This is a genomic window from Pseudomonas sp. S44 (assembly GCF_016624805.1).
Taxonomy (GTDB): Bacteria; Pseudomonadota; Gammaproteobacteria; order Pseudomonadales; family Pseudomonadaceae; genus Aquipseudomonas; species Aquipseudomonas machongensis.
Genome location: NZ_JACVTY010000014.1, coordinates 95,503 through 115,678, shown reverse-complemented (window position 1 = coordinate 115,678; position 20,176 = coordinate 95,503). Strand labels below are relative to the sequence as shown.

At 65.4% G+C, this 20,176-nt stretch carries 17 protein-coding genes; 13 read left to right on the top strand and 4 right to left on the bottom strand.

Annotated elements, in window-relative coordinates:
* Positions 1 to 317: 317 nt before the first annotated feature.
* The 4 genes from kdgD (at position 318) to IAE40_RS12945 (ending at position 6,057) form a co-directional block, all read left to right on the top strand.
* Positions 318 to 1,229: a 5-dehydro-4-deoxyglucarate dehydratase gene (gene kdgD, locus IAE40_RS12960; RefSeq protein WP_054890769.1), complete on the top strand. Its 912-nt coding sequence runs from the start codon at positions 318 to 320 to the stop codon at positions 1,227 to 1,229.
* A gap of 102 nt (positions 1,230 to 1,331) precedes the next feature.
* The gene (locus IAE40_RS12955; protein ID WP_054890770.1) at positions 1,332 to 2,687 is read left to right on the top strand and encodes an MFS transporter; all 1,356 of its coding nucleotides are present in this window, start codon (positions 1,332 to 1,334) and stop codon (positions 2,685 to 2,687) included.
* Between the two features lie 79 nt (positions 2,688 to 2,766).
* On the top strand, positions 2,767 to 4,320 hold the full coding sequence (gene garD / locus IAE40_RS12950) for a galactarate dehydratase (protein WP_125930023.1): 1,554 nt from the start codon (positions 2,767 to 2,769) through the stop codon (positions 4,318 to 4,320).
* A gap of 156 nt (positions 4,321 to 4,476) precedes the next feature.
* Positions 4,477 to 6,057, top strand: coding sequence for an aldehyde dehydrogenase (NADP(+)) (locus IAE40_RS12945; protein WP_200603298.1), 1,581 nt, complete (start codon positions 4,477 to 4,479; stop codon positions 6,055 to 6,057).
* 207 nt (positions 6,058 to 6,264) lie between these two features.
* Here the strand turns inward: IAE40_RS12945 and IAE40_RS12940 are convergent, their stop codons facing one another.
* From IAE40_RS12940 to IAE40_RS12930, 3 genes are all read right to left on the bottom strand, one after another.
* The gene (locus IAE40_RS12940) at positions 6,265 to 8,319 is read right to left on the bottom strand and encodes a 2Fe-2S iron-sulfur cluster-binding protein (RefSeq protein ID WP_200603297.1); all 2,055 of its coding nucleotides are present in this window, start codon (positions 8,317 to 8,319) and stop codon (positions 6,265 to 6,267) included.
* Positions 8,320 to 8,485: 166 nt separating this feature from the next.
* Positions 8,486 to 9,235 (bottom strand): FadR/GntR family transcriptional regulator, encoded by a 750-nt coding sequence (locus IAE40_RS12935; protein ID WP_054890774.1) that lies wholly within the window; start codon positions 9,233 to 9,235, stop codon positions 8,486 to 8,488.
* An 80-nt stretch (positions 9,236 to 9,315) separates the two neighbouring features.
* The gene (locus tag IAE40_RS12930; RefSeq protein ID WP_200603296.1) at positions 9,316 to 10,095 is read right to left on the bottom strand and encodes an AraC family transcriptional regulator; all 780 of its coding nucleotides are present in this window, start codon (positions 10,093 to 10,095) and stop codon (positions 9,316 to 9,318) included.
* Positions 10,096 to 10,203: 108 nt separating this feature from the next.
* Between IAE40_RS12930 and IAE40_RS12925 the strand changes: the two genes are divergently transcribed.
* The 9 genes from IAE40_RS12925 to IAE40_RS12885 all read left to right on the top strand — a co-directional run bounded on the left by IAE40_RS12925 (position 10,204) and on the right by IAE40_RS12885 (position 18,835).
* Entirely contained in the window at positions 10,204 to 11,019 is an 816-nt protein-coding gene (locus IAE40_RS12925; protein WP_200603295.1) for a sulfite exporter TauE/SafE family protein, read from the top strand.
* A 92-nt stretch (positions 11,020 to 11,111) separates the two neighbouring features.
* Positions 11,112 to 11,762 (top strand): DUF998 domain-containing protein, encoded by a 651-nt coding sequence (locus IAE40_RS12920; RefSeq protein ID WP_200603294.1) that lies wholly within the window; start codon positions 11,112 to 11,114, stop codon positions 11,760 to 11,762.
* 74 nt (positions 11,763 to 11,836) lie between these two features.
* On the top strand, positions 11,837 to 12,166 hold the full coding sequence (locus IAE40_RS12915; protein WP_054890776.1) for a hypothetical protein: 330 nt from the start codon (positions 11,837 to 11,839) through the stop codon (positions 12,164 to 12,166).
* Positions 12,167 to 12,498: 332 nt separating this feature from the next.
* On the top strand, positions 12,499 to 12,966 hold the full coding sequence (locus IAE40_RS12910) for a (2Fe-2S)-binding protein (protein ID WP_153773770.1): 468 nt from the start codon (positions 12,499 to 12,501) through the stop codon (positions 12,964 to 12,966).
* Complete coding sequence (locus tag IAE40_RS12905) at positions 12,966 to 15,215, top strand: xanthine dehydrogenase family protein molybdopterin-binding subunit (protein WP_200603293.1); 2,250 nt, start codon at positions 12,966 to 12,968, stop codon at positions 15,213 to 15,215. Before IAE40_RS12910 ends, IAE40_RS12905 begins: the two co-directional genes overlap by 1 nt.
* A gap of 13 nt (positions 15,216 to 15,228) precedes the next feature.
* Positions 15,229 to 16,572, top strand: coding sequence for a c-type cytochrome (locus IAE40_RS12900; RefSeq protein ID WP_200603292.1), 1,344 nt, complete (start codon positions 15,229 to 15,231; stop codon positions 16,570 to 16,572).
* A gap of 10 nt (positions 16,573 to 16,582) precedes the next feature.
* Entirely contained in the window at positions 16,583 to 17,605 is a 1,023-nt protein-coding gene (locus IAE40_RS12895) for an XdhC family protein (RefSeq protein ID WP_200603291.1), read from the top strand.
* Between the two features lie 52 nt (positions 17,606 to 17,657).
* On the top strand, positions 17,658 to 18,254 hold the full coding sequence (locus tag IAE40_RS12890) for a nucleotidyltransferase family protein (protein ID WP_200603290.1): 597 nt from the start codon (positions 17,658 to 17,660) through the stop codon (positions 18,252 to 18,254).
* Between the two features lie 77 nt (positions 18,255 to 18,331).
* Positions 18,332 to 18,835, top strand: a complete 504-nt coding sequence (locus IAE40_RS12885) for a GNAT family N-acetyltransferase (RefSeq protein WP_141687472.1) — start codon at positions 18,332 to 18,334, stop codon at positions 18,833 to 18,835.
* Positions 18,836 to 18,941: 106 nt separating this feature from the next.
* Here IAE40_RS12885 and IAE40_RS12880 read toward each other — a convergent pair whose 3' ends face one another.
* The gene (locus IAE40_RS12880; protein WP_054890781.1) at positions 18,942 to 20,132 is read right to left on the bottom strand and encodes a multidrug effflux MFS transporter; all 1,191 of its coding nucleotides are present in this window, start codon (positions 20,130 to 20,132) and stop codon (positions 18,942 to 18,944) included.
* Between the last annotated feature and the right edge of the window lie 44 nt (positions 20,133 to 20,176).

Genomic DNA, 20,176 nt, shown 5'->3' with positions numbered 1-20,176 from the left:
CGTGGAAGCGGGCGGCGGGCTTGTGCCTGTCTCCGCGATCTTTTTTCCCTGAAGACATACGATGACTGATCGGCCGCAGTGCACGATCAGCCGCTTCGGTTGGCTGTTGAGGCGCTATCGCGGGACGAGCCCGCTTCCACAAAAGCGCGGTTCCAGGTGATCTGCCGGCAGCTGCCGCGCACCGCGACAGCGCCCAGCGGATAGGCATCGCTGCAAAAATTTCTCGGGCAGGGCTAGTCATCGCACAGGTTGTACGATAACTTACCTCTCACCTTGGTACACCTTCTTACCCAAGCGCCCACAGGATGCCTACAACAATGAATCCACAAGAACTGAAATCCATCCTCTCCCACGGCCTGCTGTCGTTCCCTGTCACCGACTTCAACGCCCAGGGCGACTTCAACCCCGCCGGCTACATCAAGCGCCTGGAATGGCTGGCCCCCTATGGTGCCAGCGCACTGTTCGCCGCCGGTGGCACCGGTGAATTCTTCTCCCTCGCTGCCAGCGAATACAGCCAGGTGATCAAGACCGCCGTCGATACCTGCGCCACCTCCGTACCCATCCTGGCTGGCGTGGGCGGTGCTACCCGCCAGGCCATCGAGTACGCCCAGGAAGCCGAGCGCCTGGGTGCCAAAGGTCTGCTGCTGCTGCCGCACTACCTCACCGAAGCCAGCCAGGACGGCGTAGCCGCCCACGTTGAGGCCGTGTGCAATTCGGTGAAGATCGGTGTGGTGGTCTACAACCGCAACGTCTGCCGCCTGAACGCTGCGCAGCTCGAAAAACTGGCTGAGCGCTGCCCGAACCTGATCGGCTACAAGGATGGCCTGGGTGATATCGAGCTGATGGTGTCGATTCGTCGCCGCCTGGGCGATCGCTTCAGCTACCTGGGTGGCCTGCCGACCGCCGAGGTGTATGCTGCGGCTTACAAGGCGCTGGGCGTGCCGGTCTACTCCTCGGCCGTGTTCAACTTCGTCCCCAAGACCGCAATGGACTTCTACAACGCCATCGCCCGCGACGACCACGCCACGGTCGGCAAGTTGATCGATGACTTCTTCCTGCCATACCTGGACATCCGCAACCGCAAGGCCGGTTACGCCGTGAGCATCGTCAAGGCCGGCGCCAAGCTTGCTGGCTATGATGCAGGCCCGGTACGCACCCCGCTGACCGACCTCACCGGCGAAGAGTATGAAATGCTCGCCGCCCTGATGGACAAGATGGGCCCGCAATAAGCGCAGCCCCGCGGCCTGCCAATGCCGCTGCCGGAGTGCCACCGCGCTCCGGCCCACAATCCGAATGCCCCGCACAACAATAAATAGTGGGAGAACACCAGCATGCAAGCGACGAAAAAGACGCATGTACGCTACCTGATCCTGTTCATGCTGTTCCTGGTGACCACGATCAACTACGCCGACCGCGCCACCATCGCCATCGCCGGTTCAAGCCTGCAGAAGGATCTGGGCATCGACGCGGTCACCCTCGGTTACATCTTCTCCGCCTTCGGCTGGGCCTACGTGGCCGGGCAGATTCCCGGCGGCTGGTTGCTAGACCGCTTCGGTTCGAAGAACGTCTACGCATTCAGCATCTTCACCTGGTCGCTGTTCACCTTGCTGCAAGGTTTCGTCGGCGGCCTGCCGGTGGCCTGGGCGGTCGTCACCCTGTTCACCCTGCGCTTTCTGGTCGGTTTCGCCGAAGCCCCGTCGTTCCCGGGCAATGCCCGGATCGTTGCGGCCTGGTTCCCCACCGCCGAACGCGGCACGGCTTCGGCGATCTTCAACTCGGCGCAGTACTTCGCCACCGCGCTGTTCGCACCGCTGATGGGCTGGATCGTGTTCACCTTCGGCTGGGAGCATGTGTTCGTGGTCATGGGCGCCCTTGGCATCCTGTTCTCCATGGTATGGATGAAGACCATCTACAACCCTCGCCAGCACCCACGCATCAGCCAGGCCGAACTCGAGCACATCGAGCAAAACGGCGGCCTGGTGGACATGGACCAGAAACGCAGCAACGACGGCCCGAAATGGGGCTACATCAAGCAACTGCTGACCAGCCGCATGCTGCTGGGCGTGTACCTGGGCCAGTACTGCATCAACGCCATCACCTACTTCTTCCTGACCTGGTTCCCGGTGTACCTGGTGCAGGAGCGCGGCATGACCATCCTCAAGGCCGGCTTCATCGCCTCCTTGCCGGCCATCTGCGGCTTCATCGGTGGGGTGCTGGGCGGAGTGCTGTCGGACTGGCTGCTGCGCCGCGGCAACTCGCTGACCTTCTCGCGCAAGCTGCCAATCGTCTGCGGCCTGTTGCTGTCGACCACCATGGTCTTCTGCAACTACGTCGACGCCGAGTGGATGGTGGTCGGCTTCATGACCCTGGCCTTCTTCGGCAAAGGCATCGGCGCCCTGGGCTGGGCCGTGGTCGCCGACACCTCGCCCAAACAGATCGCGGGGCTCTCGGGTGGCCTGTTCAACACCTTCGGCAACATCGCGTCGATCACCACGCCGATCGTCATCGGCTACATCATCAGCGCCACCGGCTCGTTCAAATGGGCGCTGGTGTACGTGGGCGCCAATGCGCTGGTAGCGGTATTCAGCTACCTGGTGATCGTCGGCCCGATCAAGCGCATCGAGCTCAAGGAAGAAGCCGGGCCGCAAGCGGCGCCGAACGCCGAACTGGCCGGCTCGCGCCAGTGACCTGAAGCACACCGACGCCCCGCAACGGGCGTCGGTAACCGGATAAAAGCCTGAAAGAAATGACAAGAAGGGCCTGACCATGCAGTTGATCGAACATTCCGAGTCGCCCCGCTACGTCCGCCTGCACGATGACGACAATGTCGTGGTGGTGGTCAATGACGGTGGCCTGGGCGAAGGTGCGCGCTTCGCCGATGGCCTGACCCTGGTCGAGGGCGTGCCGCAAAGCCACAAGGTCGCCACCGTGGATATCCACCAGGGCGAGCCTGTACGCCGCTATGGACAGATCATCGGTTATGCCCTGCAAGACCTGCGTCAGGGCAGTTGGGTTCAGGAAACCCAGTTATCGATGCCCGCCGCCCCCGAACTCGACAGCCTGCCGCGCTGCGACGCAGTGCCCGCGGCCCTGCCACCTCTTGAAGGCTTTACCTTCGAAGGCTATCGCAACGCCGACGGCACCGTCGGTACCCGCAACATCCTCGGCATCACCACCACCGTGCAATGCGTGACCGGCGTGCTCGACCACGCGGTCAAACGCATCCGCGACGAGCTGCTGCCCAAGTATCCCAACGTCGACGACGTGGTCGCCCTCACCCACAGCTACGGCTGTGGCGTGGCGATCAATGCGCGTGACGCCTATATCCCCATCCGCACCGTGCGCAACCTGGCGCGCAACCCCAACCTGGGCGGCGAAGCCCTGGTCATCAGCCTGGGTTGCGAAAAGCTGCAGGCCGGCCAGGTGATGCACGAAGACGACCCGTCCGTGGACCTCAGCGAGCCCTGGCTGTATCGCCTGCAGGACGCTTCGCTGGGTTTCGTCGAGATGATCGAACAGATCATGCAGCTGGCTGAAACCCGCCTGAAGAAGCTCGACCAGCGCCGTCGCGAAACGGTGCCGGCCAGTGAGCTGATCCTGGGCATGCAGTGCGGCGGCAGCGACGCTTTCTCCGGCATCACCGCCAACCCGGCGCTGGGCTATGCCGCCGACCTGCTGGTGCGCGCCGGTGCCACGGTGATGTTCTCGGAGGTCACCGAGGTCCGCGATGCCATCTACATGCTCACCTCCCGCGCCGAAACCCCGGAAGTGGCCGAAGCGCTGGTACGCGAAATGGACTGGTACGACCGCTACCTGCAACAGGGTGCAGCCGACCGCAGCGCCAACACCACGCCGGGCAACAAGAAAGGCGGGCTCTCGAACATCGTCGAAAAGTCCCTGGGCTCGATCGTCAAGTCCGGCAGCGCTGCGATCCAGGGCGTGGTCGGCCCAGGCGAGCGCGTCGCACGCAAAGGCCTGATCTTCTGCGCGACGCCGGCCAGCGACTTCGTCTGCGGCACCCTGCAACTGGCAGCAGGCATGAACCTGCATGTGTTCACCACGGGTCGCGGCACACCTTACGGGCTGGCCATGGCCCCCGTGGTCAAGGTCTGCACCCGCAGCGAACTGGCCCAGCGCTGGCCCGACCTGATCGACATCGATGCCGGGCGCATCGCCAGCGGTCGAGCAAGCATCGAGGAGCTGGGCTGGGAGCTGTTCCACTACTACCTCGACGTTGCCAGCGGCCGCAAGCAGACCTGGGCCGAGCGGCACAAGCTGCACAACGACATCACACTGTTCAACCCGGCACCGATTACCTGACAGCGTTCTCTCTGTGGGAGCGGGTTTACTCGCGAACACCGGCGCCGCCGGTGCCATACACCGAGTCGTCTGCTCCGCGGGTGAACCCGCTCCCACTGGGGGGCAAGCGAACCCGCCCAGACAACATTATTCCTTCAGCGACTACAGGAGCACCCCATGCCTGAGATCCTCGGCCACAACTTCATCGCCGGCCAGCGCAGTGCCGCCGGCCAGCAGCGCCTGCAGAGCCTGGACGCCACCACGGGCGAGGCCCTGCCCTACAGCTTCATGCAAGCCACCGAAGACGAAGTCGATCAAGCCGCCAAAGCCGCTGCCGCTGCCTTCGCCGAGTTCCGCCAGTTGCCGCCAGCCCGTCGCGCCGAGTTCCTCGACGCCATTGCCGCCGAGCTGGATGAGCTGGACGACAGCTTCGTCGCTATCGTTTGCCGCGAAACCGCCTTGCCCGCTGCCCGCATTCAGGGCGAGCGCGGCCGTACCAGCGGGCAAATGCGCCTGTTCGCCCAAGTGCTGCGCCGGGGTGATTTCCTCGGTGCCCGTATCGACCTCGCGCTGCCGGACCGTCAACCCCTGCCACGGGTCGACCTGCGCCAGATGCGCATCGGCGTAGGCCCGGTGGCGGTGTTCGGTGCCAGCAACTTCCCGCTGGCCTTTTCCACCGCAGGCGGCGACACCGCAGCTGCCCTGGCCGCCGGCTGCCCGGTGGTGTTCAAGGCGCACAGCGGCCACATGGCCACCGCCGACCTGGTGGGTTGCGCCATCGTCCGTGCGGCCGAACGCACCGGCATGCCCAAGGGCGTGTTCAACATGGTCTTCGGCGGCGGTGTGGGCGAGTGGCTGGTCAAGCACCCGGCCATCCAGGCGGTCGGTTTCACCGGCTCGCTCAAGGGCGGCGACGCCCTGTGCCGCATGGCCGCCGAACGTCCACAGCCGATCCCGGTATTCGCCGAGATGTCGAGCATCAACCCGGTGATCGTGCTGCCTGGCGCGTTGGCCAAACGCGGCGAGACCATCGCCCGTGAACTGGCAGGCTCCGTGTGCCTGGGCGCCGGTCAGTTCTGTACCAACCCAGGGCTGGTGATCGGCCTGCAGTCGGCGCCGTTCAGCCAGTTGCTCGCCGACCTCGGCCAGCACCTGGCGCAGCAGGCTGGGCAGACCCTGCTCAATGCCGGCGGCCTGCGCAGTTATGTGAGCGGGCTGGAACACCTGCAAGCGCACGCCGGCATCGAGCACCTGGCCGGCCAGGCGCAGGCAGGCAGCCAGGCCCGTGCCCAGCTGTTCAAGGCCGACGCGCGCCTGCTGGTGGACGCCGACCCGCTGCTGCAGGAAGAAGTGTTCGGCCCCACCACCGTGGCCGTCGAAGTCAGTGACGATGCTCAATTGCGCGCCGCGCTGCTGGGCCTGCGCGGCCAGCTCACGGCCACCCTGATCGGCGAACCCGAAGACTTCGAGGCCTATGCCTGGCTGGTGCCGCTGCTGGAAGAAAAAGTCGGACGGATTCTGGTCAACGGCTACCCGACCGGTGTGGAAGTGAGCGATGCCATGGTGCACGGCGGCCCCTACCCGGCCACCTCCGACGCCCGCGGTACTTCGGTCGGCACCCTGGCCATCGATCGCTTCCTGCGTCCGGTGTGCTACCAGAACTATCCGCAGGCCTTGCTGCCGAAGGCCCTGCAGGACGGCAACCCACTGGGGCTGCGACGCCTGGTCAATGGTCAGTTGAGCGACCGCGCGCTCTGACGCGCGCTTGTAGGAGCGGGCTTGCCCGCGAAAAAGATAGCGCGCTGCCTGGCACGGGCTACGCCCGTGTTCGCGGGCAAGCCCGCTCCCACAGGGATTGGGCTGGCTTCTGGATTTTGAACAAGACAGTTGCCCTCACAGGGATTGGGCTGGTCTTTAGATTTTGAACAAGACAGTTGCTCCTACAACCGAAGAGACAGTTTGTTATCACAACGCCAGATGCAAGGGCCCGGATCCGTCAGCCGGCCTGGCGCAGCAGATCAACGCCTCGTCCTGCGCCACGGCGAACTCCGGTGCCTCGGCATAGGTGACCGCCCCCTTGAGCACACGGGTCCGACAACTTCCGCACGACCCGCCACGGCAGCCAAAAGGCGGCTCGAGGCCACGCTGCTCGGCCAGTTCCAGCAGCGAGCCATCCCCCGGGTTCCAGCGCGCCTCTTTCGCCGAGTCCATGAACATCACCGCAACCGACTCAGTGGCCACCGCCGGCAAGGCCGGCGCAGCCTGCTGTTCGTTGCGCGTGCGGCGCAGGCTCGATGGGCCGAAGGCCTCGGCGTGGATCCGTGCATCGTTGATATCCAGTGCGCGCAGGCCGTCGTACATCTGCTGCATGAACCCCTGCGGCCCGCACAGGTAGAAGTCGTAGTCGTCGAACGGCAGCAGCTCGCGCAACAGGTCGACGCCCAGACGCCCTTCGCGCTCATAATCCACGCCTGCTACCGCACCGCTGGCGTCGCTGAGCAGGCGCACATGCCTGAGCTTGCCTTCGGAGGCAGTCACCAGCGCTGCAAATTCACTGGCAAAGGCCAGTTGCGCCCGGTTCGACGCCGATTGGAACACCCAGGCCGGTCGGGCGTAGCGTGTACGCCGCCCCTCATTGACCAGGTGCCTGGCCATGGCCAAGACGGGCGTCACCCCCACGCCCGCAGCAAGCAGCACTACAGGACGGCGCACCGTAGCATCGAGGGTGAAGGCTCCGGCCGGCGCACGCGCCTCGATCAGGTCGCCGATCCTGACCTGCTCATGCAGGTGCCGAGAGACCACACCCTCGCGCTTGACGCTGATGCGCAGTGCATTATCGGCCGGCGCGCCAGACAGGGTGTAGGTGCGCACCAACGGCGCCTCCTCTCCAGGCAACCGTACCCGGATCGGCAGGTGCTGCCCCGCCTGGCGCACCGGCAAGCCCAAACCATCGTCGGGTGCCAGGTGGAACGAACGGATGTGCTCGCTCTCGTCGACGATCTGCGTTACCCGGTACGGACGCCAACTTTGCTGCAACGCCGCGGCCTTCAGGCGCGCCTGCATGTCTTCCCAGCTGCCGGTCATCAACACATTGGGCGAGACGCCGTCATCCATGTCGACCCAGCGCAGCGCCAATCCTCCCGGTCGGCGCACGATCCGCTCGGGGTAGAACCGCCACATGCGCTCGGCGCCGATGAAGGCGAGTGTCTGTGGATCGTCGACGATCACTTCGGTGCGCCCGGTCATCTGCAGCAGGTCGCCGCTGCGCATGTCGACGAACACCAGCCCGGCACGGGGGTTGAGCAGCATATTGCCCAGGGTATTGAAGAACAGGTTGCCATTGAAATCAGGCACGCTCAGCGTGCCTTCGACGTCGATGTGGACGAAGCCAGGCTTGCCGCCACGGTGCGAGACGTCCACCTGGCGCACGCCATCGCGCACCACGTACGAGGCAACGTAGAAGGAGTCGGCGGCGGCCACCATGGCGCGGTCCGCTGCGTTCAGCTCGGTCGACTCGCTGGGCTCGCCGGGCGCGCTGTCATCGAAGACATAGCGGCGCAGATTGATATAGCGCGGGCAGTTGCCATAGGACTGGGTCGGCTCGATGGTAAAACCGCTGTCGTCTGACCGGCGCACGAAGCCGTTCAGGCGATTGCGTCGGCGGGTGTGCAACTCGATGCCGAGCATGCCGACGCCGTCACCGTCCTCCAGCCCGGCATCCGCAGGATCGGCTGGCTCACGGGGAAGGTCCAGGAGCAGCCGACGCGGATCGGGGGATTGCATGAAACCGGGCTGGCCGGTGCGCAGCGTTGCCCACGCATCGCCGTGCGGGTCGACGCTGCCGAGCACCACGAAAGGCAGTTGGGCATAGAACTCGCGGTGCTGGTCGGGCATGAAGTCGCGCGACATCTGCACCTTGCCAATCCCCACCATGCGCTCGACCGCACCGACGCTGCGTTGCAGCGTAAGCTCGCCGTCGTGCCAAGGAGAGGGCTTGAGGTCCGACGGAGGCTGGTTCATGGTGGCACCTGAACGGTTGAGTGAGGGTGTATCAATCCTTACTCATTCGCCCGACACTTAGAATCACTGCAGGTGGCAATTGATTATTTCTCTTCAAGAAACAGTCGCGAGCCTTTCCCCGCTCAAAAACGCACCGATGAGGGCGGGTTTAGCGTATTGAAGCCTGTCAGACGCCCTGTGCTTCTGCCGCCTCATGCGCCTGGCGCAGCCGCTCGCGGCTGTTGCTCAGGTGCAGGCGCATGGCCATTTTCGCTCCTTCGCTGTCGCGTCGGGCAATGGCTTCATAGATGGCCTCGTGCTCATGGCTCAGGCGGCTCATGTAATGGGCCTGGTCATCATGGGCCAGGCGCGCCGAATTGAGCCGGGTGCGGGGAATGATGCTGGTACCCAGGTGATTGATGATGTCAGCGAAATAATGATTGCCGCTGGCCTGGGCGATGCGCAGGTGGAACTGGAAATCCGCCGAGACCGCATCGGAGGCATGCGCGGCGCCTTCGTTGATTTCGTCGAGCGCAGCACGCATGCCGGTCAGTTGTTCGTCGCTACGGCGCTGGGCGGCGAGCCCGGCCGACTCGATCTCCAGGGCGATGCGCAACTCCAGGACGGCCAGCACCTCGCGCAGGGTGACGATGGTCGCCGGGTCGATACGGAAACCACCGGTGCTCGGCGCGTCGAGCACGAAGGTGCCGATGCCGTGGCGCGTCTCCACCTGGCCGGCGGCCTGCAGCCGCGAGATCGCCTCGCGCACCACCGTGCGGCTGACGCCCTCCTCGACCATGATCTGCGATTCGGTCGGCAGTTTGTCGCCACGCTTGAGTTGGCCGCTGCGAATACGTTCGGTCAGCACCGTGACCAGTTCCTGCGCCAGACTGCGCGGTTTGCGTCGGGTCCGTGCCTGTAGCTGCTGCTCTGTCATGCCCTGTACGTTTCATCGTGAAAAGACAGCCGTCATCATAGCTCATGCAGTTGTACGATCACATACATCCGCCAGGGTTTTCATCTCGCCGCCAATGCCTTTTGCCGAACTGCCGAGGGCGCCTCGCCCATGACCCTGCGGTACATGCTGGAAAACGCACTGGGGCTGTCATACCCAAGGTCGAGGGAAACCCGGATGACCGCCTCACCCGCTGCCAATCGCGTGACAGCTGCCATCAGGCAGGCTTGCTGGCGCCATTGTCCGAACGACAACCCGGTCTGTTCGCGAAAGCGCCGGCTGAATGTCCGCGGGCTCCAATTCAGGTGCATCGCCCAGGCCTCCGCCGTCGTGCTGATCGAAGGCGCCGCGAGAAACGCCTGGCACAAGAGCGCCAGGCGCGGCTCCCCTGGCATCGGCGCGAACAGCGGCAGGCGCTCGGCGCTGCGCAGCTCATGCAGGATCAGGCCAACCAGTTGGCCGTCGCGCCCTTGAGGGTCATACAACGCGGGCAGTTCGGCACTGGCCAGCAGCAACTGATGCAGCAGCGGCGTGACCAGCAGCGCCTCGCAGGCCTGTCCCAGTCTCGGCGCCGCAACGGCCTCGATGTACAAGCTGCGCGTGCTCACCCCTCGCATCAGCACCTGATGGGGCTTGCCCGACGGAATCCACACACCGCTGTAGGGTGGAACGACCCAGGCGCCATCGTCAGTCAGTACTTCCATCAAACCGCTCATGCCATAAAGGAACTGCGCACGCCGGTGCACGTGGCGTGGCAATAGCGTGTCAGGCGGATAATCGGTAGCGATCGCCAACACCGGACGTGGCGTGGCATCGACCTGGCACAGCGGCACATTGCGCATGGGGATCTCCGTGGCTGAAACGCACGGATTATTGGCCAATGCTCGAATGCTGGCCAGCCCTCGTCTCCCTACCCTGCATCTCCACTCCCCTGACAAAGGCTGGCGATCATGCTGTACCCCTTGCTCGGTGTCTTCGGCCTGTGTGCTGGCGTCACCACGCTGCTGTTCGGCTTCGGCGGCGGTTTCTTCGCCGTGCCCTTGCTCTATGCGTTGCTGCTCACCAGCCATGCGGCGGGCTCCCCGGTGGCGCTGCACGCCATGCAGATCGCCGTGGCCACCTCGGCCATGCTGATGATCTTCAGCAGCGCCCTGGCCACCTGGCGGCACCAGCGCGCCGGCACGTTGCGCTGGGACCTGGTGCGCCCACTGGCTCCGGCCATCGCCCTCGGGGCAATGGCTGGCGCCTGGGCCGCCCTGTACCTGGACAGCACCTGGCTGCGTTGGCTGTTTATCGGCTACTTGCTGCTGAGCCTGCTCGATGCGTGGCTGCGCCCAGGCTTCATGCGCGTTGGCAACCACGGTCCGGTGCCGCTGGGCAAGGCTGCGGCTGCCTTGGTCGGCCTGCCGATCGGCGCACTGGCAGCGCTGCTGGGGGTCGGCGGCAGCGTGATGACCGTGCCGCTGATGCGCAGGCGCGGCGCCAGCATGGGCACCGCCACCGCCATGGCCAACCCGCTGTCATTGCCCATGGCGCTGGTCGCCACCCTGGTGTATGCCCTGGTGCCGGCGCCAGAAGCGAACCTGGGTGCCGGGCTGCTGGGCTATATCGACCTGCGTGCGGCACTGGCAATGGCTGCAGGCGCCTGGCTCGGCATGCACCTGGCTGCGCCGCTGCTGGGCCGCCTGAGCGATACCCTGCATGCGCGGGCCTATCTGGCACTGCTGGCCTGCGTGCTGGTGGTGATGCTGGTGACCGGCCTATGATGCGAAACGACTGGCGAATCGTCCGTCGAGGTCTGTAGTGTGCGGGTTTACGTGCCGCCAGATGACGCGGCACGGCCCAAGGAAGGCATTCTATGACGACACTCGACCGAGCCCTGCTCACCACCGGCCTGTTCATCCCACCCTGGTTGCTACTGGGGGTTTGGTTTACCGCCCAGGCTTACCCCGGTTACCAGCACCTGCAGCAGGCCATGAGCCAACTCGGGGCGACAGGCGCACCGACCGCGGCATTTTCGCCCTGGGTCAACAACTTCCCTTTGGCACTGCTGTTTGCCTTGTTCGCCTGGGGGCTGGCCCGCCGTTGGCGTCGTTCGAACGTCGCCCTGGCGAGTGCGCTGCTGGTGTTGTTGCACGGCGTTGCGAGCCTTGGGACTGGGGCATTCGCCTGCGATCCGGGTTGCACCCCCTCCGAGCCGTCGTTCTCCCAGCACATGCATAACCTCAGCGGCCTGCTGATGTTCCTCTCGCTGACCCTGGCCAGCCTGCTGTGGGTCTGGCTGGCATTGCGCATGGCTGATTCACGGCTGCTGGCCAGCGGCTCCCTGCTCTGTGCGGTGGTCTCCATCGGCACGGTGGCGTTGATGGCAAGGGCAGCCGAAACAGGCCAGCTCTTCGGCCTCTATCAACGAATCAACTACGGCGTGGCGGTGCTCTGGATAGCCGGGCTGGCGTGGTACTCCTTGCGTCAGCCTGTCTCGGGCCAGGCGAAGCTGCCCGTCGCCTGACGGCAAATTGCTGGCCCCCAGGCGCTGAAAGCGAAGGCAAACTCCCTTTTCCTTCAGACGCTTAGGACAGCAACATGCGGGTATTTCTAGCAACCCTGGCCAGCTGCGTGTTGGCGGCCACCGCATTCGGCGCCCAGGCCAGGCCGCTGAGCCAGAACGATCGCAGCGTGTGCGGCTGGGGCGCGCAGATCGCCTCGGAGGCGCAGCACGCCAAGCTCTCCGGGGTGACGCTTTATGCAGCGCGCAAGAAGCTGCAAGTGCGGCGCTTCGCCAAACCCTGGATGCGCATGACAGCGTTCGGCATCACCGAGCAAACCTACAACAGCAGCTCACGCCTGCCGCCAAAGGCCATCAAGCAGACCTACTACGAACAGTGCGTCCAGCACGCCGTCGCGCGCCGATAACCAACGCGGGCGGTTCATCAACAACCCCTGGTTCAACTGGCCTGGATGCCGACATCCGATATCGATGCCGGCATTTTCCCTACAGCGTGGGCGCGACAGCTCCCGCTGCGACGTCCCCGCCCGATCCTGCCACTAGCGCAATCCACCTGATTTCTTGCCTGATTCTCTGAACATGCTGCCCGATGGATAGGAAACCTGCCCGCCAGGGTCTAGAGTTTTCAGATCGGAAACCCGCCCCTGCGCGCGCGCGGCGTTCCTCTCAGGGCACTGCCTCGACGCACCGCCCTGCCTATAACGACGAAACACCAACCGATGATCAGCGGGTGAACGCCATGGAACTACGCATCAACCAGAAGACCTATCAGGTCGACGCCGACGCCGATACCCCACTGCTGTGGGTGATCCGCGATGACCTGGGCATGACCGGCACGAAATATGGCTGCGGCCTGGCCCAATGTGGCGCCTGCTCGGTGCTGGTGGACGGCAACGTGGTGCGTGCCTGTGTCACGCCGGTGGCCGGTGTGGTTGGCCGTGAAGTGACCACCATCGAAGCGATCGAGGCCGACCCGGTGGGCAAGCGAGTGGTCTCAGCCTGGGTCGAGCATCAGGTCGCCCAGTGCGGCTACTGCCAGTCTGGCCAAGTGATGGCCGCGACTGCGCTGCTCAAGCACACGCCGGCGCCGAGCGACGAGCAGATCAGTGCCGCAATGGTCAACCTGTGCCGCTGCGGCACCTACAACGCGATCCACGCCGCGGTGCATGAGCTCGCCGCCCAGCCTGCCGCCAAGGAGAGCGTCTGATGAACTCGCCCATCGACATCCCGTCCGAACTGCGCGACCTGAAACTGGATCAGCCGGTCAATCTTTCGCGCCGCCGCTTTCTCGCGGGTAGCGCCATCGGTGCGCTGGTGATCGGCTTTGGCTTGCCGCTCGGCTCGGCCCGGGTGCAGGCCGCCACCGCGGTGGCCGCAGAACGCGGCACGCAGGTGCCGGCATTCCTGGAAATCCGCCCTGACGGCACCGTGCGCCTGCTCTGCCCCTTCATGGAAGGTGGCCAGGGCACATTCACCGCCATGGCGCAGATCGTCGGCGAAGAACTGGATATGGACCCGGCCAGCTTCCTGATCGATGCTGCACCGCCCGGCGAAGCCTACGTGGTGATGGAAAATGGCCTGCGCATCACCGGCGGCAGCATGTCGGTGCGCATGAGCTACCCGACCATGCGCCGCCTTGGCGCGCTGGCCAGGGCGATGCTGCTGCAGGCCGGTGCCGACACCCTGAAGGTGCCGGTCAGTGAGCTGAGCACCGAGCCGGGCAAGGTGGTGCATGCTGCCTCCGGCCGCTCGGTCGCTTATGGCGACCTGGCCGAGCGCGCCATGGACCTGCCAGTCCCGGATCCGGCCAGCATCAAGCTGCGCGATCCCAGCCAGTTCCGTTGGATCGGCAAGCCGGTACGCCGTGTCGATGCCTATGACAAGTCCACCGGCAAGGCCCTGTACAGTATCGACCTCAAGGTCGACGACATGCTCCACGCAGCGGTGCAGCACGCGCCACGGCTGGGCATGACCGTGGGCGGCCTGCGCAACGAGGCGCAGGTCAAGGCGATGAAGGGCGTGCATTCGGTGCACGTACTGCCGGGTGCCGTGGCGGTGGTCGCCGAACGCTGGTGGCATGCCAAGCGTGCCGTGGAGGCGGTACAGGTCGACTGGCAGGAGCCGGGCGCCGATTCGAAGGTGCGCACGATGCCAGCCGATTTCTCCAGCGATGCCTATCGCGATTACCTCGCCGCACAAACCGGCCCGGCGCGCGATGACGAGAACGAAGGCGATGTGGCGGCTGCGCTCAAGGGGGCCAAGACCCAGGTGGAAGCCACCTACCACAACCAGTACCTCAACCACGGTCAGCTCGAACCACCGTCGGCGCTCGCGCGTTTCAATCCCGATGGATCGCTCGAAGTCTGGCTGCCCAACCAGGCCCCGGACATGTTCCGCGATGACATCGCCAAGCGCACTGGCCTTGCCAAGGAACAGATCATCCTGCATTCGCCGCTTCTGGGCGGCTTCTTCGGGCGCCACTTCCTGTACGACTCGGCCAACCCCTACCCACAGGCCATTGCCCTGGCCAAGGCGGTCGGGCGCCCGGTCAAGCTGATCTGGACCCGCGAGGAAGAGTTCGTACGTGACGTGCTGCGGCCGGTGGCAGTGGTCAAGTTCCGCGCCGGGCTCGACGAGAAGGGCCTGCCCGTTGCCATCGAAGCGGTCAGCGCAACAGAGGGCCCGACCGAGGCAATCGCCGGCAAACAGGGCGAGAAGATCGACCCCACTGCCGTGGAAGGTTTGGCGGGCAAGTCCTATGCCATTGCCAACAAACGCATCGCGCAAATCTATGTCAAGGGCCCCGCCATGCTGGGCTACTGGCGTTCGGTCGGTAATTCGCTGAACGACTTCTTCTATGAGTCGTTCCTTGATGAACTGGCCGACAAAGGCGGGCACGACCCGTTCGAGCTGCGCCTGCACCTGTTGCGCGACAATCAACGCCTGACCACCCTGCTGCAGGCAGTCGGCGAATTGTCCGGCGGATGGAAACGCGGGCCATTTACCGCCGAGGATGGCACCAAGCGCGCCCGCGGCGTGGCCATGGCTTCGCCGTTCGGTTCGGAGGCGGCGGTGATTGCCGAAGTGTCGATCGAGAACGGCCAGGTCAAGGTGCACGACATCTGGCAGGCGATCGACCCGGGCAGCATCGTCAACCCGGCGATTGTCGAGCATCAGGTCAACGGCGCCGTGGCGCTCGGCCTGTCGCAGACGCTGGTGGAGGAAGCGGTGTGGGTCAACGGCATGCCGCGTGCGCGCAACTACGACCTGTACCCGATCCTGCCGCCATCGCGCATGGCCCGGGTGCATGTGCGCATCGTCGAGAGCGGGGCGAAGATGGGTGGTATCGGCGAGCCACCGCTGCCGGCAGTAGCGCCAGCGGTGGCCAACGCCGTGGCGCGGCTGACCGGCCAACGCGCGCGCAGCCTGCCCCTGAGCCGCCATACCTTTGCCTGACACGGAAGCCCTCATGAAAAACAGCCGACTGGTAACCACCACCCGCTGGCTCGCGCTGCCGTGCCTTGTCGCGGCAGGCCTGCTGGCCTGGTATGTCACCCGCGAGGTCACCTCGCCCTTCGAGCAGGAAACTCCAAGCCCCGACCAGGCGCTGATCGCCCGCGGCGAATACGTCGCGCGCCTGAGCGACTGCGTGGCGTGCCACAGCCTGCCGGGCAAGGCGCCGTTCGCCGGCGGCCTGGAAATGGCAACGCCCTTGGGCGCGATCCATGCCACCAACATCACCCCGGACCGCAACAACGGTATCGGCAGCTACAGCCTCGCCGACTTCGACCGCGCCGTGCGCCACGGCGTTGCGCCGGGCGGGCGCCGTCTGTACCCGGCCATGCCCTACCCGTCTTACGCCAAGCTCAGCGATGACGACATGAGGGCGCTCTATGCCTTCTTCATGAAGGGCGTGCAGCCGTCAGACCAGGCCAATATCCCCAGCGATATTCCCTGGCCGCTGAACCTGCGCTGGCCGATCGCCTTGTGGAACGGCCTGTTCGCCGCCGACAAGCCCTACGCTGAAAAGCCCACCGAAGACCCCCTGTGGAACCGCGGCGCCTATATCGTCCAGGGCCCGGGCCACTGCGGCAGTTGCCATACGCCACGTGGCCTTGCCTTCAACGAGAAGGCGCTGGACGACTCCGGCAAGGCGTTTCTCGCCGGAGCCCTGCTCGACGGCTGGTACGCGCCGAGCCTGCGTCAGGACCACAACACCGGGCTTGGGCGCTGGAGCGAACCCGAGATCGTGCAGTTCCTCAAGACCGGTCGTAACAAGCATGCGGTGGTGTACGGTTCGATGACCGAGGCGTTCAACAACTCCACGCAGTTCATGAGCGACGAAGACCTGGGCGCGATTGCCCGCTACCTGAAGTCGCTGCCGGGCGACCCCCAGCGCGACGGCGCCCCCTGGCAGTATCAGGCCGTATCGGCGGCTACCCGCCTCGATGCCCCGGGCGCACACAGCTACGTGACCCGCTGCGCGTCGTGCCATGGCCTTGACGGCCAGGGCCAGGCCGAGTGGATTCCGCCACTGGCCGGCGCGACCTCGATGCTGGCCAAGGAAAACGCCTCGGCAATCAATATCACCCTCAACGGCTCGCAGCGTATCGTCGCCGCCGGGGTGCCGGATGCCTACCGGATGCCCGCGCTGCGTGAGCAGATGTCGGACCAGGAGATCGCCGAAGTGCTGAGCTTCGTCCGTACGACCTGGGGTAATACCGGTGGTGCGGTCGATGCACAGGCGGTGGCCAAGCTGCGTGAACATACCGACCCTGCCAGCAGCAGCCCGATCGTGCTGCATATGCGTTGAAGGAGCGCCCATGGAAAGTATCGACCTGCTGGTCCTGCGTACCGCTCGGGACTGGCTGCAAGCCGGCCACCGCGTGCTACTGGCCACCGTCGCCCGTACCTGGGGCTCATCGCCACGCCCGGTCGGCTCGATGATGGCCTTGCGCAGCGACGGGCGTGTGGTCGGCAGCGTCTCCGGCGGCTGCATCGAAGACGACCTGATCTACCGCTACACCACCGCCTACGGTGGCCCCGGCCTGCCTGACAGCACCCCGCAGCGGGTGCGCTACGGCGTTACCGCCGACGAGGCCCATCGCTTCGGGCTGCCCTGTGGCGGCACGCTTGAGCTGATTCTGGAGTTTTCGCCATCGTGGCAGTCGCTGGCCCAACTGCTTGAGCAGCTCGACAGCGGCCAACTGGTGCGCCGTCAGCTCGACCTGCACAGCGGCGTGGCCACCCTCCTCCCCAGTGCGGCCCCGGAGCAGTTCAGCGTTGATGGCAAGCACATGGCGAGCACCCTGGGTCCAGGTTATCGACTGCTGCTGATCGGCGCGGGTGCCCTGGCCGAATACCTGGCGACCATGGCCCTGTTCAATGGTTTTCGTGTTTCGGTCTGCGACCCTCGGCCCGAGTATATCGACGGCTGGAACGTGGCCGGTGTCGAGTGCCTGGTCGGCATGCCCGACGATGTCGTGCGCGACTTCGCCCCGGACGTGCGCACCTGCATCGTCGCGGTCAGCCACGACCCCAAGCTCGACGACCTGGCCCTGCTCGAAGCGCTGCATGGCCCGGCTTTCTATATCGGTGCCATCGGCTCGCGGCGCAACAGCCAGCAGCGTCGCGCGCGGCTGATCGAGCACTTCGGTGAGTCCGATGCCAGCCTTGCGCGCCTGCACGGCCCCATCGGCATCTACATCGGCAGCAAGACCCCAGCCGAAATTGCCGTGAGTGTGATGGCCGAGATCCTCGCCGCCAAGAACGGCGTCGAACTGCCTGGTGCAGTGAACGTCACCAAGGCCAAGCAGGCGCGGGAACAGACACTGGCTGCCACCTGACCCTGCGGTATGCTTGCGAGCTTTCCATGCCGTCACACTCGGACAACCCACCATGACCGAACCCCAAGCCAGAGCTCGCTGCGCCGCGTTGGTGCTCGCCGCCGGACGCGGCACGCGCTTTGGCAGCGACAAGCGCAAGGCCGTGCTCGCGGATGGACAGGGACTACTGGCCAGCACCTTGAAACAGGTACAAGCCTGTTTCGACCCGGTGTATGTGGTGGTGCGCTGCGACGATGATCCGCAAACTCTGGGCATCGATGCGCAAGTCCACATCGTACGCGCCGCACAGGCAGCTGATGGCATGGGAGCGAGCCTCGCGGCCGGCATCACGGCCCTGGCCAGCATCGATGCCCCGGCCGTGGCCGTGCTGCTTGGCGATATGCCGTGGATCGCACCACGCACCTTCGAACACCTGCTCGGTCACCTCGCTGCCGACCGTATCCTCCTGCCGTGCTACCAAGGCCGACGTGGCCATCCGGTCATCTTCGGGCGCCATTTCTGGGCGGCCCTCACCCGCCTGCAAGGTGGCCAGGGTGGGCGACCGGTCATCGAAGCCAACCCTCACGCCTGTCTTGTGCTGGATCTCGACGACCCTGGCATCCTGCGCGATGTCGATACACCCGCCGATATCCCGCCTACATCGGCTTGAGTAAGGGCCGACAGGCTTTGATCCTCACGTCCTGGCAGGTACGCTAGCGGGCTTGCCCCCGACCTGGAGCCCCGCCGGTGACCACCACGCTGACCACCTACTACCTGGAAATGACCTCTGCGCACGCCCTGCGCAGCAAGCCTGTCCCCGATGGCCTGACGATCGTCGAGTGCGAAGTCGTCCAACCGCAGCTCAACCGTTTCCTCTACCAACTGGTGGGCAAGGCCTGGGGCTGGAACGACCTGAACAGCTGGAGCGACGAGCAGTGGCTGGCGGTTGTCGGCCAGGACTGCCACCGCACCTGGGTCGCCTACTACCGTGGCGCCATCGCCGGTTACTACGAACTGCACCGCCCCGACGGCGAGAACGCCGAGATCCGCTACTTCGGCCTCGCCCCGCAGTTTCTTGACAAGGGCTTCGGCGGCCCGCTGCTCAGCCAGGCCATCCGCAGCGCCTGGGAGTGGCCCGGCACGCAGCGGGTCTGGGTACACACCTGCAGCCTCGACCACCCCGCCGCTCTGGCCAACTATCAAGCCCGTGGCCTGCAACTGTACAAGCAAGAGCACGAAGCACTGGGGTGACGGTTGCGCGAGGCTGGCAACGCTTGCGGCCTATGCCCAGTGGCTGGACCGTCTGCTGGCCCGGCCACTGGATTGATCGGGCGCGCTATACGACTCGTGCAAGCCCCTAGGCCAAGGACGCCTGGCGCGCCACCCGTGCCCCCAGCATCCCGGAAAAAGATACCAGCATCAGTACCGCGAACACCCCGGCGATCGGCAGGTTCGACTCCAACCCGAAGCCGCTGACCGTCGCCGAGGCAATCGAACCGAACACCAGCATCAAGCAGCCCTGCAAGCTCGCAGCCACCCCGGCGCGGTCGGGAAACAGTGCCATCGAGCGGGCCATGGCATTGGAGAAGATAAAGCCCTGGCCGAAGGCGATCAGCATGATGCCAGCAAGAATGTTCACCAGGCTCAAGGTGTCGGCAGCCGCCGCGATGCACAGCACCCCGAGCAGAAACAGCGCCAACCCACTCCACATCAGGGTATCGGGTGAGACGATGCGCACCAGCGCACGGTTGGTCAGCGTGCCGACCAGATAGCAGCACCCCACCCCCAGCGCCGTGGTGCCGAAGTAATGCGCGTCATGGCCGAGCACATCCTGGACGATATGCGGCCCGAACACGTTCCACAGCAAGAATGCGGAAAAGCTCGCGCCGAGTACCACCACCGAAGCACGGAAGCGTCTGTCGGCCAGAATGAACCGATAGCCGACCACTGTCTGCAAGGCGCCGCGGCGGGCACTGGCGGGCAGCGACTCCTTGAGCCCGGCAACGACGAAAGCCAGGACCATGACGGCATAGGCGGCATACAGCACGAAGTTGTAGCGCCAGCCGAAATGCACCTCGATCAGCCCACCGATATAGGGCGCGATGACGGGCCCCAGGCCGAACGCCAGGCTGAGGTAGATGATCGCAACGTAGAAGCGCGGGCCTTTGACGACGTCGACCAGCACAGCGCGGGCAACGACCTGGCAGGCGCCAATGGCAAAGCCCTGCAGCGCACGCGCCAGCAGGAGCATCTCGATGGACGTCGCGGCGGTGGCCAGCAGGCTGCCGACCACGAACACACCCAGGCCCAGCAGTACGGCAGGTCGCCGCCCGCGCGCGTCGGCCATCACGCCGAAGAACAACTGCCCCAGGGCATAGAACAGCAGCGTGATGGTGATGGTGTTCTGCATCAGCGCAGGCCCCGCCCCGAGTTCGCGCCCAATGGACGGCAGGCTCGGCGCATACAGGTCGATGGCGATGCCCCCCAGGCTGTTGACCAGAGGGGCCAGGAAGACGATGAAATTTTCATAACGCGTGTTGGCGTGCATAGGATCTCCGGCGGGGGGGGGGGGGGGGGGGGGGGGGCGGCCGG

What these genes read in the sequence shown, in the direction of transcription:
- IAE40_RS12955 (WP_054890770.1), top strand. Translation starts at nt 1,332, where the DNA reads ATGCAAGCGACGAAAAAGACGCATGTACGCTACCTGATCCTGTTCATG.
- IAE40_RS12945 (WP_200603298.1), top strand. Translation starts at nt 4,477, where the DNA reads ATGCCTGAGATCCTCGGCCACAACTTCATCGCCGGCCAGCGCAGTGCC.
- IAE40_RS12905 (WP_200603293.1), top strand. Translation starts at nt 12,966, where the DNA reads ATGAACTCGCCCATCGACATCCCGTCCGAACTGCGCGACCTGAAACTG.
- kdgD (WP_054890769.1), top strand. Translation starts at nt 318, where the DNA reads ATGAATCCACAAGAACTGAAATCCATCCTCTCCCACGGCCTGCTGTCG.
- IAE40_RS12930 (WP_200603296.1), bottom strand. Translation starts at nt 10,095, where the DNA reads ATGCGCAATGTGCCGCTGTGCCAGGTCGATGCCACGCCACGTCCGGTG.
- IAE40_RS12910 (WP_153773770.1), top strand. Translation starts at nt 12,499, where the DNA reads ATGGAACTACGCATCAACCAGAAGACCTATCAGGTCGACGCCGACGCC.
- IAE40_RS12915 (WP_054890776.1), top strand. Translation starts at nt 11,837, where the DNA reads ATGCGGGTATTTCTAGCAACCCTGGCCAGCTGCGTGTTGGCGGCCACC.
- IAE40_RS12895 (WP_200603291.1), top strand. Translation starts at nt 16,583, where the DNA reads ATGGAAAGTATCGACCTGCTGGTCCTGCGTACCGCTCGGGACTGGCTG.
- IAE40_RS12940 (WP_200603297.1), bottom strand. Translation starts at nt 8,319, where the DNA reads ATGAACCAGCCTCCGTCGGACCTCAAGCCCTCTCCTTGGCACGACGGC.
- IAE40_RS12920 (WP_200603294.1), top strand. Translation starts at nt 11,112, where the DNA reads ATGACGACACTCGACCGAGCCCTGCTCACCACCGGCCTGTTCATCCCA.
- garD (WP_125930023.1), top strand. Translation starts at nt 2,767, where the DNA reads ATGCAGTTGATCGAACATTCCGAGTCGCCCCGCTACGTCCGCCTGCAC.
- IAE40_RS12900 (WP_200603292.1), top strand. Translation starts at nt 15,229, where the DNA reads ATGAAAAACAGCCGACTGGTAACCACCACCCGCTGGCTCGCGCTGCCG.
- IAE40_RS12925 (WP_200603295.1), top strand. Translation starts at nt 10,204, where the DNA reads ATGCTGTACCCCTTGCTCGGTGTCTTCGGCCTGTGTGCTGGCGTCACC.
- IAE40_RS12935 (WP_054890774.1), bottom strand. Translation starts at nt 9,235, where the DNA reads ATGACAGAGCAGCAGCTACAGGCACGGACCCGACGCAAACCGCGCAGT.
- IAE40_RS12890 (WP_200603290.1), top strand. Translation starts at nt 17,658, where the DNA reads ATGACCGAACCCCAAGCCAGAGCTCGCTGCGCCGCGTTGGTGCTCGCC.
- IAE40_RS12880 (WP_054890781.1), bottom strand. Translation starts at nt 20,132, where the DNA reads ATGCACGCCAACACGCGTTATGAAAATTTCATCGTCTTCCTGGCCCCT.